Source organism: Candidatus Sulfotelmatobacter sp. (genome assembly GCA_035504415.1).
Lineage (GTDB): Bacteria > Vulcanimicrobiota > Vulcanimicrobiia > Vulcanimicrobiales > Vulcanimicrobiaceae > Vulcanimicrobium.
The window spans coordinates 1-14,156 of the sequence record DATJRY010000017.1; the positions used below are offsets into that span (position 1 = coordinate 1).

Sequence of the window (14,156 nt, forward strand, 5' to 3'; positions counted from 1 at the left end):
CGACCGTCGTGGACGGCACCGCGGTGCAGCGCGTGTTCTCCTCGCAGAACGGGCGCCCCGGCGTGACGCTGCTGGTGCAGAAGGCGACGCAAGCCAGTGAGGTGACCGTCGCCGACGAGGTGCTCAAAGCGATCCCCTCGCTGAAAGCGCAGTTTCCCGGCGTCGACTTCCAAGTCGCGCACGTGCAGGCGACCTACACCGAGCAGCAAGTCGTCGGCGTCGAGCACACGCTGATCGAGGGGATCATCCTCACCGGGATCGTGATGCTGTTCTTCTTGGGATCGTGGCGCAACGCGATCGTCGTGATGATCGCGATCCCGTCCTCGCTGCTGGTCACGCTGGCGGCGATGAAGCTGGCCCACTTCACGCTCGACACCGTCTCGCTGCTGGCGATGACGCTGATCATCGGCATCCTGGTCGACGACTCGATCGTCGTGCTCGAGAACGTCGAGCGGCACTTCGAGAACGGCGAGGCGCCGGCGGTCGCGGCGGTCACCGGACGCAGCGAGATCGGCGTCGCCGCGATCGTCATCACGCTGGTCGACGTCGTCGTCTTCCTGCCGATCTCGTTCCTGCCGGGCGCCGTCGGGCTGTTCTTGCGCGAGTTCGGCCTGGTCGTGACCGTCGCGACGCTGACCTCGCTGTTCGTGTCGTTCACCGTCACGCCGACGCTGGCCGGCCGCTGGGCGCTGCTCTCGCGCTGGCGCCCGTGGGGGATCATCGAAGCCTTCACCGACCGCTTCGAGCGCGCGCGCTCGTGGTACGTCGACCGCGCGCTGCGCTGGGGACTGCGCAACGGCCGCCTGGTGGTGCTCGCCTCGGGCCTCTCGCTGGTGCTCGCGCTGGTGCTGATCCCGCTGGGCATCGTGGGCTTCGAGTACATTCCGCCCGTCGATCGCGGCGAGCTGTACCTCACCCTCAACTGGCCGGCCGGGACGCCGCTGCAGACGACGCGCGCCGGAATGCTGCAGGTCGAGAAGTACGTCGACTCGATTCCCGACATGCAAGCCGAGGCGTCGATGGCCGGCGCCTACATGGGCCAGCTGAGCGGCTACATCGACAACGGCGCGGTCGCGCAGATCCACATCTTCCTCAAGGACAATCGTGCGCACCCCACCGCCTACTGGGTCACCGACGTGCAGCAGCACGCGCGGCGGCTGGCGCCGGGCGCCGACGCCGTCGCGGTCCCCGCCACCGACACGTCAGGCGGCAACAGTCAGCCGATCGACGAGGTCGTCTCGGCCGTCAACGGCGAGCCCGAAGCCGCCGCGAAGCAAGTCTATGCCGCGCTCAAGGCGACGTCGGGCGCGATCGACGTGACGACCTCCGACCCCGGCGACGCGCCGCAGGTCGAGGTGCAGTTCAACCGCGATCGCGCGCGCGCGCTCGACGCCAGCGTCGGCACCGCCTCCACGGCGATCGAGGCGGCGTTCGGCGGCGACCTCGCGACCCAGTTCACCGGCCCCGATGGCCTCAAGGACGTGCTGGTCACCTATCCGATCACCGCGCAGGACTCGCTGGGCGCGATCGAGGCGATCCCGGTGCGGGCCAGCAACGGTGACATCATCCACGTCGGCGACATCGCGCACCTGGTGCAGGCGCCGGCGCCGCCGATGATCATGCGCATCAATCGCCAGAACGTCGTCTACGTCGGCGCCAACCTCGCGCCGGGCGCGATCCTCTCCAACGTCCAGCGTGACTTCGCCAAGCGGCTGGCCAAGTTGAACCTGCCCAAGACGGTGACGGTCGCGGCCGCTTCCGGCGGCAACGAGGCCTCGGTCAGCAACACGGTGACCGGCATGAGCATCGCGCTGCTGCTCTCGATCTTGCTGGTCTACCTGTTGATGGTCGCACTCTACAACAGCTACCGCACGCCGTTCATCATCATGTTCGCCGTCCCGGTCGCCGCGGTCGGCGCGCTCGGCTCGCTGGCGCTCACCCACCAGACGCTCAACCTGTTCTCGCTGATCGGGACGGTCCTGCTGATCGGCCTGGTGACGAAGAACGGCATCCTGCTGGTCGACTTCGCCAACCATCGCATGCGCGAAGGGCTCGACCGCGTGCGCGCCATGCGCGAGGCGGCGCGCGAGCGGTTCCGGCCGATCATGATGACGACCGTCGCGATGGTGGCGGGCATGATCCCGCTCGCGCTCGCGCTCGACCCGGGCTCGCAAGCGGCGCGCTCACTCGGCACCGTCGTGATCGGCGGTCTGATCAGCTCGCTGCTGCTCACGCTGCTGCTGGTCCCGGTCGTCTACGTCGCGGTCGCACCGCGCCGCGCGCCGCTGCCGCCGGGCGACGGCGACGGCCGCCGTACCCGGGCCGAAGAAGAGCCGACGCTGTTCGACGCCCCCACCCGAATCGCGCGCTCGTAGCCTCATAAATATATATCAGAACCGTAGTCACGTTAAGGCGTATCTGATATAGTTCGTGTATGCGCGGCGCTGGTCGGACGCCGAAGTACCTCTTTGGATCGCGAACCCGCGAGCGGTTCTTGCGCCTCATCGGCCTGCTCGAACAGACCTATCCGGTGCAGGCTGCGAAGCTCTTGGGCGAGCCGCTCCTCTCCGTGCAACGCGTCGCGGCCGACTTCGAGCGCGACGGGATCCTCGCCTCACGGCTGATGGGCCGCACGCGCGTCTACGAGCTGAACAAACGGTACCAGCACTACGCGACCTTGCACGATCTGCTCGCCCGGATGGGCCAAGCCGACACCGAGCTCGTCGATGCGGTCAGCGCGACTCGCCAACGTCCTCGGCGCGCCGGGAAGGCGGTTTGAGGGTGGCCGACCGCCCGCGCTTCGCGCTCGATGCGACGCTCGTGGACGTCGCCTTCGCCGTGTCGACGGCGCTGCTCGACGCCGGCGAAAACGTCGTCCTGTGCGGCGGCAGCGCGGCAACGTTCTATCGGTGCTCGCTCGGACGTGATCCGCGACGCACTCGCGTCGCTCGACTTCACGCGACAACCGGAAGGCCTCTACGCACATCCGCATCCGCGCCGTCGCGGCTGCGCGCGCCGGCGACTTCGATCGTGCCGCTTTCGCGACGTGGGTCACGCAGCGCGGGGAGGCCGGGCTACACACTCGCACGGCGCGACGCGATCGTGGGCGCCATCCTCGGGCGGCCTTCGGCTCCGCGCTGATCGGGTCGCGTTCAGCCGCAGCCGCAGCCGCCGCGGCGACCGGGGCGGGGGGCGAAGCCAGTGGTTTGCGGGGCGGTGGCGGCGTCGTAGACTTGGCGGCCCGACGAGTACGTCGCCAGGATGCGGCTGGCCATGATCTCCTCGGGCGGGACGCGCATCCAGTCGCGGTCGAGCACCGTGAAGTCGGCGTATTTGCCGACCGAGAGCGAGCCGATCTCGTGTTCGAGGAAGGCGGCGTGCGCCGCCCAGATCGTCATCGACGCCAGTGCTTCGGGGCGGGTCATGCGCTGCGCCGGATACCAGCCGCCGGGGGGCTGATTCGCCTCGTCCTGGCGCGCGATCGCGGCGTGGAAGGTGCGGCGCGTGTCGACGACCTCGACCGGCGCGTCGGTGCCGTTGGCGATGATCACGCCCGTGGCGAGCAGCGAACGCCAGGCGTACGCGCCGCGCACGCGATCGGGGCCCAGGCGTTCCTGCGCCCAGCCCATGTCGCTGATCTGATGCGTCGTCTGCATCGACGGCAGGATGCCCAGCTGCGCGAAGCGCGGGATGTCCTCGGGCGCCAGCACCTGCGCGTGCTCGATCCGGAAGCGGTGGTCGTGGGTCGGGACGTCGCGCAGCGCCGCGGCGTAGGCGTCGAGCACGTTGCGGTTGGCGCGGTCGCCGATCGCGTGCGTGCACACCTGAAAGCCGGCGCGCAACGCCGCGTGCGCGACCTGGTCGATCCGTTCGGGCGGGGTGAGGATCAGCCCGCGATTGGTCGGGTCGTCGCTGTACGGCGCCAGCAACGCCGCGCCGCGCGAGCCGAGCGCGCCGTCGGCGTAGAGCTTGATCGCGCGCACGGCGAAGCGTCCGTCGGCGGTCAGGTGCTGCGGGCCGGCCGCCAGGCGCCGTTGCAGCAGCGCGTCGTCGCTGCCGGCGATCATCGCGTGGATGCGCATCGTCAGCGCATTCTCGCTGCGCAGCGCGTCGTAAGCGTCGAAGCCGTGCTGGTCGACGCCGGGCTCGCCGATCGAGGTCAACCCCCAGCGGTGGCACTCGGCTTGCGCGGCGCGCGCGGCGCGTTGCAGCTGCGCGGGCGTCGGCGGCGGCACGACGTGTTGGATCAGGTCCTTGGCGTTGTCGACGAACACGCCGGTCGGCGCGCCGCTCGCGTCGCGCAGGACGCGGCCGCCCGGCGGATCGGGCGTGCGTGCATCGACGCCGGCCAGACGCATCGCCGCCGCATTCGCCAACAGCGCGTGACCGTCGACGCGCACCAGCACGACGGGCCGATCCGGCAACGCCGCGCTGAGCAGCTCATGGGTCGGAAAGGCTTGTCCCGGCCACAGATTCTGGTCCCAACCCGCACCGAGGATCCAGCGGTCGGGCGAGGTCGCGGCGAACGCGACGGTGCGCCGCACGACCTCCTCGTAGGTGGCGACGTGGTGCAGGTCGATCTCTTGCAGTACGGCCCCGACGGCCAGGAAGTGCAAGTGCGCATCGATCAGGCCCGGGAGCACCGTGGCGTCACCCAGGTCGAGCGTGCGCGTCCGCCTGCCCTGCCAGGCGCGCGCGCCGTCGGCGTCGCCGACGTACACGATCCGTTCGCCGCGCACCGCGAACGCGGTCGCGCGCGGGAGCTCCGGATCGACGGTGTGGATGGTGCGCGCGGTGACGATGAGGTCGGCGTCCCCCGCCGCCGCGACAGAGCCGGTCGGCCGAGAGACCCCGGCGGCGGTGGCGGCGAGACCGGCGAGCAGCGTGGAACGTCGCATAGGGCCGCCTTTCGGGGTAGACTGTCGGTAGCTCATGCCGAGGATACCGATGCGGTCGCTGCTCGTGCTCGCGCTGCTCGTGCCGGCGAGCCCGGCGGGCGCGCAAGACGCCGCCCACGTCAACCCGGTCGCTTCGAGCGGCCTGGTGACGTTCAGCGTCCCACGCTCGTTGGCGGCGTTCACCGTCCAGCGCCAGGTCACGCCCGACGAAGGGCCCCCGCGGCCGCAGTGGGGCTCCCCCGGCTACCCCGTCCCACCGGCTTTCTACCCGCTGGCCGTTCCCAACCAGGCTCGCGGACCGCTCCGGTTCGAGCCGCACATCGTCCCCGGACCGGGGCTCGTCCCGCAGACGGTCCGCCCGCCGCAGCAGTAGCCCGCGCGCAGGGGATCGCCGGCGGGGACGGCGAGAGTGACCGCATGGCGGCGAACGGCAGCGGCCCGCTCAGCGGCGTGCGCGTCCTCGATTGCGCGACGATGATCGCGGCCCCGACGACCGGCGCGATGCTGGCCGACTTCGGCGCGGAGGTGATCAAGCTCGAACGGCCGGGCAGCGGCGACCATTCGCGGCGCTACGGCGCGCAGCGCGACGGCGTGGGCTTGTATTGGAAGTCGCTCGGGCGCAACAAGCGCAGCGTCGCGCTCGACCTGCACGACGCGCAGGCGCAACGGCTCTTGCTGCGCTGGCTGCCGAGCTTCGACGTCCTGCTCGAGAACTTTCGCCCCGGCACCCTCGAACGCTGGAACCTCGGTCCGGAGCGGCTGCTCGAGCTGGCGCCGCACCTGATCGTCCTGCGCATGACGGCGTTCGGCCAAGACGGTCCGTATCGCGATCGCGCGGGGTTCGGGACGCTGGCCGAGGCGATGACCGGCCTCGCGTCGGTGACCGGCTGGGAGGATCGGCCGCCGCTCTTGCCGCCGGTGCCGCTGGCCGACGTCATGGCGGGCCAAGCCGCGACCGCGGCCGTCTGCGCCGCCTACGTGCGGCGGCTGAAGACCGGCGCCGGCGAGATCATCGACTTCGCGATCTACGAGGCGATCATGAAGCTGGTCGAGTCGCAGCTGATCGAGTACGCCGCCAACGGAACGCTGCACGCGCGCTTGGGCAACCGGATGGAAGACACCGCGCCGCGCGGGGCGTATCGCTGTGCCGACGGCGCGTGGGTCGCGCTCTCCGGCAGCACGCAGGAGGTCGCGGAGCGCGTGCTGCGCACCATCGGCGGCGACGAGCTGGTCGCCGATGCACGCTTTCGCACCAATCTCGACCGGGTCGCGCACGGTGAGGAGCTCGACGCGCTCTTGGCCGGGTTCTGCGCGGCGCACGCGCGCGACGAGGCGATCGCGCGGTTCACGGCCGCCGGCTGCGCGGTCGGACCGCTCGAAACCATCGACTCCGTCTTCGCCAATCCCCAGATCGCCGCGCGCGGGTCGTTGATCGAGGTCGCCGACCCGGACCTCGGCACGGTCACGATGGCCAACGCCTTCCCGCGCTTCGCGCGCGCCGGCACGGTCGAGCCGACGCCCGCGCCGAGCGTGGTCGGCGCCGACACGGTCGAGGTGCTGGGCCGTGAGCTCGGCCTCTCGGAGGCGGAGCTCGACGAGCTGGCCGCGCGCGGCGCGATCGACGACCCGCGCTACCGGGATCGCGCAACGTCGAGGACGTAAGGGAAAGGGCCATCGTCGCGTGCCGTTTTCCGAGGAGGAAGTTTTATGCCCGTGACCCGCCAGCAATTCGTCGGAAGTTCCTTGGCGACGCTCGCCTCGATCGGCATCATCGTGCCGGCACGCGCAGCCGACCAGTTCAGTTGGAAGTACGGCAACGATCTGCCCGCCGATCATCCCACCAACCTGCGCTCGAACGAGGCCTTCGCCCGGATCGCCAAACGGACCGGCGGGCAAGTGCAGATCAAGGGGTTCCCGGTCAGCGTGCTCGGCAGCGATCCGTCGATGCTTGCCTCGCTGCGCAGCGGCGCGATCGAGATGCTTGCGTTGCCGGGCGCCTTCCTCAACTCGGTCGTGCCGCTGGCCTCGATCGAGAACCTCGCCTACGCGTTCCCGAACCGCGAGACGGTCTTCCGCGCGATGGACGGCGACCTCGGTGCGGTGATCCGCGACGCGATCCGGGCCGCGAACATCGTGGTGTTCGACAAGATCTGGGAGAACGGGTTCCGCGACATCACCACCTCGAGCCGGGTGGTGCGCACCGCCGCCGATCTGCAGGGACTGAAGATACGCGTCTCGCCGGGCAAGATTCGGATCGACACGTTCGAGTCACTCGGCGCCTCGCCGACCCCGATCGCGCTCAGCGAGCTCTACACCTCGCTGCAGACGCACGTCGTGGACGCGCAGGAGAATCCGCTGGTCCTGATCGAGCAGCAGAAGTTCTACGAGGTCCAAAAGTACGTCGCCCTCTCCGAGCACATCTGGTCGGGGTACTGGACGCTGGTCAATCAGGACGTCTGGAACAAGATGCCCAAGAACCTGCAGGACATCGTGCAAGCGGAGCTCGCGACCTCGACGATCCAAGCGCGGGCGGACACGCAGAAGCTCAGCGAAACCGCGGCCGCCAACCTCAAGGCCAAGGGGATGGTCTTCAACGCCGTCGACAAGCAGAGCTTCAAAGCCAAGCTGAGCGCCGCCAATTACTACAAGCGCTGGAAAGCGGAGTTCGGCGACAAGGCGTGGGCGGCGCTCGAGAAATACGCCAACAAGCTGGCGTGATCGCATGGCCATAGCCGAGAGCATCATCGAGGCCGAGGTCGGCGTCCCACGGTTCGTCTTCCGGCGAGCCTGGGCCGCCGCGATCGATCGCGCCATCGGCGCCGTCGTCGAGCCGATCGCGGCGGCCCTGGTCGTGATCGAAGTGATCATCCTGGCGGCCGGGGTCTTCACCCGCTACGTCATGGTGCGCCCGCTCGTCTGGAGCGACGAGCTCGCGACCATCTTGTTCCTGTGGCTGGCGATGCTCGGCGCGGTGATCGCGTACCGGCGCGGCGAGCACATCCGGCTCTCGGTGGTCTTGCGGCGCGCGTCGCCGCACGTGCGTGACGTGCTCGAGACGATCTCGTCGGTGGTCACCGCGCTGTTCGTCATCGAGCTGATGCCGGCCAGCGTGACGTTCTTCAAACAGGAGGAGATCGATCTCACGCCCGCGCTGAGCATCCCGCAATCGTACGTCGTGCTCGCGATCATCGTCGGCTTGGCGCTGATCCTGGTGCTGGCGCTGCTGCGTCTGTCCGAGGGGAGTCCGGGCGTCGTCGCCGGCGTCGTCGCCGCCGCGGTCGTGATCAGCGTGCTGACGTGGATCGGGCGCGGCGCGTTCGCCGGCTTGGGCAACTTCAACCTGGTCATTTTCTTCGTCGTGATGGTCGGAGCGTTCATCACGATCGGCGTTCCGATCGCGTTCGCGTTCGGAGTCGCCACGCTCAGCTATCTGGCGATCGTGACGACCGTGCCGCTGAACACCGTCGTCGGCCGCATGGACGAAGGCATCTCGAACCTGGTCCTGCTGGCGATCCCGCTGTTCATCTTCCTGGGACTCTTGATGGATTGCGCCGGCATCGCGCGGCGGCTGGTCGAGGCGCTGGCCAGCGTCGTCGGCCACTTGCGCGGCGGCCTCTCGATCGTGCTGGTCGCGGCGATGTACCTCGTCTCCGGCATCAGCGGCTCGAAGATCGCCGACATGGCCGCGGTCGCCCCGGTGCTGTTTCCGGACATGGAGCGGCGCGGCCAGAAGCGCACCTCGATGACCGCGCTGCTGGCGGCCTCAGGCGCGATGGCCGATACGATTCCGCCCAGCCTGGTGCTGATCATCATCGGCTCGGTGACCGGCATCTCGATCGCCGCGCTGTTCACCGCCGGCCTCTTGCCGGCGTTCGTGTGCGCGGTCCTGCTGGTGATCGTCGCGCTGTGGGACGCCAAGCGCGAGAACGCGACGCTCTCGAAGGCCGCCTCGCTCCGTACCATCGCGAAGGCGTTCCTGGTCGCGCTGCCGGGGCTGGTGCTGCCGCTCTTGATCCGCTACTTCGTGGTGGCCGGCATCGCGACCGCGACCGAGGTCAGCGTCGTCGGCGTGATCTACACGATCGTCGTCGGGGTCGTGATCTACCGCGAGTTCGACTGGCGGCGCTTCTATCCGATCCTCATCGACACGGTCGCGCTGGCCGGCGCGATCCTGCTCATCATCGCCACCGCGACGGCGATGGGCTGGGCGCTCACGCAGTCGGGCTTCGCGCAGCAGCTGGCCGATCTGTTGGCGCACGCGCCGGGCGGCAAGATCGGCATCATGCTGGCCTCGGTCGTGTTCTGGATCATCATCGGCTCCGTGCTCGAGGGCATCCCGTCCGTCGTGCTGTTCGCCCCGCTGCTGTTCCCGGTCGCGAAGGCGGCCGGGATCAACGAGATCCACTACGCGATCGTCGCCGTGCTGGCGGGCGGCATCGGGCTGTTCTCGCCGCCGGTCGGGATCGGATTCTTCGGCGCCTGCGCGATCGGCAAGGCGGAGGCGGAGCACACGGTGCGGCCGCTCTTCCCGTACTTCGTCGCCCTGATCGTGGGCCTGCTGATCGTGGCCTTCGTGCCCTGGATCTCGCTCGGCTTCTTGCCCAAGACGCCGTGAGCGACGCTCCGCTGGTCGTCGTGCTGACGGCCGTTCCCACCACGGTCGTCGACCGGTTGCGCGCGCACGCCGAGGTGCTCGACGTGAGCGCGCAGCCGCGCGAGCAGTGGGACGCCGCGCTCGCACGCGCGACCGGGATCTTGGTCAGCTCGGCGACCCCGGTCGACGCGGCGCTGCTGGCGGCGGCGCCGCGGCTGCGCATCGTCGCGACCGTCTCCGTCGGCGTCGACAACATCGCGCGCGACGTCCTCAAAGCGCGCGGCATCGCGTTGACGAACACGCGCGGCTCGCTCAACTCCGCCGTCGCCGACTTGACCTTCGGGCTGGTCATCATGGGCCAGCGCGAGCTGGCGCATAACGCCGCATGGGTGCGTTCGGGCCGCTGGATGCGGGAGGTTCCGCCCTACAGCCGCGATCTGGCCGGCGCGACGCTGGGCATTCTGGGCTTCGGCGCGATCGGCCTCGAGGTCGCGCGGCGCGCGCAGCTCAGCGGGATGCGCATCGCCTACCACAACCGTCACCGGCGCGAGGACGACGCCGTCACCGGCGCGACCTACCGCGAGTTCGACGAGCTGCTGGCCGAGGCGGACGTACTGGTCGTGCTGGTGCCGCTGGGCCCGCAGACGCGCGGGCTGTTCGACGACGCGGCGTTCGCGAAGATGAAGCCCGGCGCGGTGTTCGTCAACGTCGCGCGCGGCGCGATCTGCGATACCGCGGCGTTGCTGCGGGCGCTCGAGAGCGGCCGGCTGCGCGGAGCAGCACTCGACGTCACCGACCCCGAACCGTTGCCGCCGGAGCATCCGCTGCTGGCGCGCGACGACGTCGTCGTCGTGCCGCACGTCGGCAGCGCAACCGTGGAGACCCGCACCCGCATGGCCCTCGTCGGCGCCGACAACCTGATCGCGTTCCTGCGCGGCGAGCCGCCGCCGCTGCCGGTGAGCTTGTGAAGCAGCTCGCGCTGGCGGGTGTGCTCGCGCTGGTGGCCGCCTCGCCGGCGCCCTCGCCGTCGCGCGCGCCGGCGCCCAAAGCCGCGGTCGGCAGCCGTTACTACACCGTCGAGACACCGCAAGCGCACTGGAATCCCGACAGCGGCGCGTTTACCGCGTCGGGGCCGGTCAAGCTGACGCAGCCGGGGCTGGTGGCCTACGCCGACAACGCGGTCGGCAACACCAAAGACGGCACCGCGGTCTTGACCGGACACGTGCGCGTACACGACAACGGCACCAGCGGCGGCACGATCGCGGGCTCCGCCAAAGAGCCCTCGACGCTGACCTGCGACGAGCTCGACGTCAACGGGAAGCTCGACGCCTATCGCGCGGCCGGCAACGCGCACTACGCCAGCGTCGATCGCACGGCCAGCGCCGACACGATGATCCTCGATCGCAAGCACCACAAGCTCTATCTCGACGGCGCGGTCGCGCTCTCGCAGCACGGCTCGACGCTGGTCGGCGACCGCGTCAACGTCAACTTGCGCAGCGGGCAGACCGATGAGTCGGGCTCGCCGCTGGTCATCACCGCGCCGGCCTCGAGCGCGCCCGCACCGCGGGGCTCGGGCGCGCCGGCGACCGCGCCGCCCCACCCCGGCCCGATGCTCGCGCCGCTGCCCGGGATCACGCCGCCGCAGCGCGCGCCGGTGCCGACGCCGCTCACCCCGCTGCCGTCACCCTCGCCGTCGCACTCACCCTGAGCGCACCACGCTCGCGAGGCGGTCGACGGCCGCATCGAGCAGCGTCTCCGGCCGCGCGAACGCGATCCGCACGTGGCGGCCGTGCTCGCCGCCGGGCAAGAACGCCGATCCGGTGACGAGCGTGACGCCGGCGCGGCCGGCGGCGCGTTGCAGCACGTCGGCGTCGGTCGCGACGTCGACCCAGATCGAGGCGCCGCCGGCCGGCGTCTCCCAGCGCCAGCGCGGAAAGCGCGTGCGCAGGCGCGCCGCCAGCCGTTCGTAGCGGCGTTTGAGCTCGGCGCTGCGCAGCGCCGCGATCGCGGCCAAGTCGTCGTGCAGCTCGATGGCGACCTGCTGCATCAAGGGCGGCGAGGTCAGATCGGCGATCGCCTTGAGCCGCGCCAGCTTCGGCGCGGTGGCGCGCGGCACGCGCATCCAGCCGATCCGGGTGCCGGCACCCGTCGTCTTGTCGAGCGAGCCCAGGGTCAGGATCGGCGCGTCGGGCGCGAACGAGGCGAGCGGGCGCGGCCACTCGCCGAAACCGCACAGCCCCAGCGCACGATCGTCGACGACGGTCACGTCGGCGCGCGCCGACCAGCGCGCCAAGCGCGCCGCCGAGCGCGCGTCGATCGTCGTGCCGATCGGGTTACGGTACGCGCTGGTCGCGTAGACGAGCGCGACGTCGGTGCCGGCGCGCTCGAGCGCGTCGAGCGTCTTCGGCTCGTCGAACATCCCGACGTCGCGGATCACCGCGCCGTGCATGCGGAAGATGTCGAGCGCGCCGGGATACATCGGCACTTCGGCGACGACCGTGTCGCCGGGCGAGAGCGCCAGCATCGCGGCCAGATAGATGGCCTGATACGCGCCTTGCGTGATGACGATCTGGTCGGCGCTGGTGCGCAGCAGCAGCGTGTGCGTGTACCAGTCGGCGATGCGCTCGCGCAGGCCCGCCAGACCCGCCGCCACGTAGCCGGTCGGGTTGGGCCGGTGCGTCAACGCGCGGGCGAAGGCCGCGTCGATCAGCGGCTGGGCGCCCTCGGGGGTCCCCAGGAACGCGAACGAGAGGTCGAGCCCGGCCGGATCGCGGGTCGCGTACTCCCGCAGGATCGTCTCCTCGACCGTCCAGCGCGCGGCCAAGCGCGCAGCGCGTACCGGCGCCGCCAGCGCGACGTGGTCGGGTTCGGTGTAGCCGCCGGGCCGGCTGGCGACCAGCTTGCGGTCCTTGAGCTCGGCGTAGGCGGCCGTCACCGTCCCGCGGCTGATGCCCAGCGCGGCGGCCAGCCGGCGCTCCGCCGGGAGCGGTCCGTCGCCGAGCACGCCGGCGACCAGGGCGCGCTCGAGCGCGGCCGCCAGGCGCTGGGGAAGGCGCCCCGGACCCAACTCCCAACCGGTCAGGGCGGAGATGTCCACGATTGGACCAGAGTTTTGGTCCAATTCCGTATTCCCTGGCTCTGGCCGCACGGGCCGCTCGCCCGGCACCATGGGAGGCGGAGGTCATACCATGATCGAGACGAGCGCTCCCGGCCTGCTTCGGCCGGACCGTTGGGACGGCCGGTTCTACAGCGACGGCTGGCGTAGCACGACCGGCGGGACCGCCGACGTCCTCGACAAGTCGACCGGCGCGGTGATCGGGCGGATCGGCGTCGCCTCGGTGGCCGACGTGGCCGCGGCGAGCAAGCGCGCCGCCGACGCCTTCCCCTCCTGGGCCGCCACCGCGCCCGCGGAGCGCGCCGCGATCCTACACCGCGCGGCCGACCTGCTCGAAGCGGCGGCCGGCGAGATCTCCCCCTGGAACGTCCGCGAGACCGGCGGCATCCCCGCCAAGGCCGGGTTCGAGGTCCAGATCGCGGCCGGCGAGCTGCGCGAGTCGGCGAACCTGGTCGAGCACGAAGCGCGCCGGATCATCGAGCGGACGGCCGAGGTCGAGAGCATCGCCGTGCGCGTGCCGATCGGCGTCGTCGGCGTCATCACGCCCTGGAACATGCCGCTGATCCTGGCCATGCGCTCGGTCGCGCCGGCCCTGGCGCTCGGCAACACGGTGGTCCTCAAACCCGACCTGCAGACCGCCGTCATCGGCGGCTTCGTGATCGCCGAAGTCCTCGAACAGGCCGGCCTGCCCGCCGGCGTGTTCCACGTCGTGCCGGGCGATGCCGAACCCGGCGCCGCGTTGACCGAAGACCCGAACGTCTCGATGATCTCGTTCACCGGCTCGACCGCGGTCGGACGTCTCGTCGGTGCCGCCGCGGGGCGTTCGCTCAAGCGCGTCGCGCTGGAGCTGGGCGGCAACTCGCCGTTCATCGTCCTCGACGACGCCGACCTCGACCTGGCCAGCTCGGCCGGCGCGTTCGGTTCGTTCTTCCACCAGGGGCAAATCTGCATGGCGTCCAGCCGCCATCTCGTGCACGAGAGGATCGCCGGCGCGTACGTCTCCAAGCTGGTCGAGCGCGCCGCGCGCTTGCCGGTCGGCGACCCGTCCGCCGGCGAGGTCGCGCTGGGACCGCTGATCAACGACGAACAGTTGGCGCGCGTGGTCGACATCGTCGATCGCACGGTGCAGGCCGGCGCGCGCGTGGTGACCGGCGCGACCCACGAGGGCCGCTTCTACCGGCCGACGGTGCTGACCGGCGTGACGCCCGACATGCCCGCCTTCAGCGAAGAGATCTTCGGGCCGGTCGCGCCGATCACGACCTTCGCGACCGACGAAGAGGCGATCGCGCTCGCCAACCGCACCGAGTACGGGCTCTCCTCGGGAATCTACTCGGCGAACGTCGCGCGCGCCGGCGCGATCGCCGCGCGTTTGCGCACCGGGCTCGCGCACGTCAACGACCAGACCGTCAACGACGATCCGCGCATCCCGTTCGGCGGCTTCGGTGCGTCGGGCAACGGCGGCCGCTTCGGCAGCCTCTCCAATCTCGAGGAGTTCACCACCTGGCGGTGGCTGACGATCCGCCAGCGAGGGCACCAGTATCCGTTCTGA

The 14,156-nt window shown here is 70.7% G+C and carries 12 protein-coding genes; 10 read left to right on the forward strand and 2 right to left on the reverse strand.

What is annotated here, in order from left to right:
- The 3 genes from VMD91_13660 to VMD91_13670 form a co-directional block, all read left to right on the forward strand.
- Positions 1-2,375: efflux RND transporter permease subunit (locus VMD91_13660; protein HTW85110.1), on the forward strand; the 2,375-nt coding region annotated here is incomplete at its 5' end.
- A 119-nt stretch (positions 2,376-2,494) separates the two neighbouring features.
- The gene (locus VMD91_13665) at positions 2,495-2,779 is read left to right on the forward strand and encodes a hypothetical protein (protein ID HTW85111.1); all 285 of its coding nucleotides are present in this window, start codon (positions 2,495-2,497) and stop codon (positions 2,777-2,779) included.
- A 2-nt stretch (positions 2,780-2,781) separates the two neighbouring features.
- On the forward strand, positions 2,782-3,141 hold the full coding sequence (locus VMD91_13670) for a hypothetical protein (protein HTW85112.1): 360 nt from the start codon (positions 2,782-2,784) through the stop codon (positions 3,139-3,141).
- Positions 3,142-3,152: 11 nt separating this feature from the next.
- Here the strand turns inward: VMD91_13670 and VMD91_13675 are convergent, their stop codons facing one another.
- A complete protein-coding gene (locus VMD91_13675) occupies positions 3,153-4,898 on the reverse strand; it encodes an amidohydrolase (GenBank protein ID HTW85113.1) in 1,746 nt (581 codons plus the stop codon).
- A gap of 49 nt (positions 4,899-4,947) precedes the next feature.
- Between VMD91_13675 and VMD91_13680 the strand changes: the two genes are divergently transcribed.
- The 6 genes from VMD91_13680 to lptC are packed head-to-tail and all read left to right on the forward strand — an operon-like array spanning position 4,948 to position 11,200.
- Positions 4,948-5,271 carry a hypothetical protein gene (locus VMD91_13680; protein ID HTW85114.1) on the forward strand — a complete coding sequence of 108 codons (324 nt, stop codon included), beginning with the start codon at positions 4,948-4,950 and terminating at the stop codon, positions 5,269-5,271.
- A 44-nt stretch (positions 5,272-5,315) separates the two neighbouring features.
- The gene (locus tag VMD91_13685) at positions 5,316-6,560 is read left to right on the forward strand and encodes a CoA transferase (protein HTW85115.1); all 1,245 of its coding nucleotides are present in this window, start codon (positions 5,316-5,318) and stop codon (positions 6,558-6,560) included.
- 45 nt (positions 6,561-6,605) lie between these two features.
- A complete protein-coding gene (locus VMD91_13690) occupies positions 6,606-7,616 on the forward strand; it encodes a TRAP transporter substrate-binding protein (GenBank protein ID HTW85116.1) in 1,011 nt (336 codons plus the stop codon).
- 4 nt (positions 7,617-7,620) lie between these two features.
- Positions 7,621-9,513 carry a TRAP transporter large permease subunit gene (locus VMD91_13695; protein ID HTW85117.1) on the forward strand — a complete coding sequence of 631 codons (1,893 nt, stop codon included), beginning with the start codon at positions 7,621-7,623 and terminating at the stop codon, positions 9,511-9,513.
- A complete protein-coding gene (locus tag VMD91_13700) occupies positions 9,510-10,460 on the forward strand; it encodes an NAD(P)-dependent oxidoreductase (protein HTW85118.1) in 951 nt (316 codons plus the stop codon). Before VMD91_13695 ends, VMD91_13700 begins: the two co-directional genes overlap by 4 nt.
- Entirely contained in the window at positions 10,457-11,200 is a 744-nt protein-coding gene (gene lptC / locus VMD91_13705) for an LPS export ABC transporter periplasmic protein LptC (protein ID HTW85119.1), read from the forward strand. Before VMD91_13700 ends, lptC begins: the two co-directional genes overlap by 4 nt.
- Here the strand turns inward: lptC and VMD91_13710 are convergent.
- Positions 11,192-12,589, reverse strand: coding sequence for a PLP-dependent aminotransferase family protein (locus VMD91_13710; GenBank protein HTW85120.1), 1,398 nt, complete (start codon positions 12,587-12,589; stop codon positions 11,192-11,194). The genes lptC and VMD91_13710 overlap by 9 nt on opposite strands.
- 91 nt (positions 12,590-12,680) lie before the next feature.
- On the opposite strand from VMD91_13710, the gene VMD91_13715 reads away from it, so the two are divergent.
- Positions 12,681-14,156, forward strand: coding sequence for a benzaldehyde dehydrogenase (locus tag VMD91_13715; protein HTW85121.1), 1,476 nt, complete (start codon positions 12,681-12,683; stop codon positions 14,154-14,156).

What these genes read in the sequence shown, in the direction of transcription:
- VMD91_13680 (HTW85114.1), top strand. Translation starts at nt 4,948, where the DNA reads ATGCGGTCGCTGCTCGTGCTCGCGCTGCTCGTGCCGGCGAGCCCGGCG.
- VMD91_13675 (HTW85113.1), bottom strand. Translation starts at nt 4,898, where the DNA reads ATGCGACGTTCCACGCTGCTCGCCGGTCTCGCCGCCACCGCCGCCGGG.
- VMD91_13715 (HTW85121.1), top strand. Translation starts at nt 12,681, where the DNA reads ATGATCGAGACGAGCGCTCCCGGCCTGCTTCGGCCGGACCGTTGGGAC.
- VMD91_13685 (HTW85115.1), top strand. Translation starts at nt 5,316, where the DNA reads ATGGCGGCGAACGGCAGCGGCCCGCTCAGCGGCGTGCGCGTCCTCGAT.
- VMD91_13690 (HTW85116.1), top strand. Translation starts at nt 6,606, where the DNA reads ATGCCCGTGACCCGCCAGCAATTCGTCGGAAGTTCCTTGGCGACGCTC.
- VMD91_13695 (HTW85117.1), top strand. Translation starts at nt 7,621, where the DNA reads ATGGCCATAGCCGAGAGCATCATCGAGGCCGAGGTCGGCGTCCCACGG.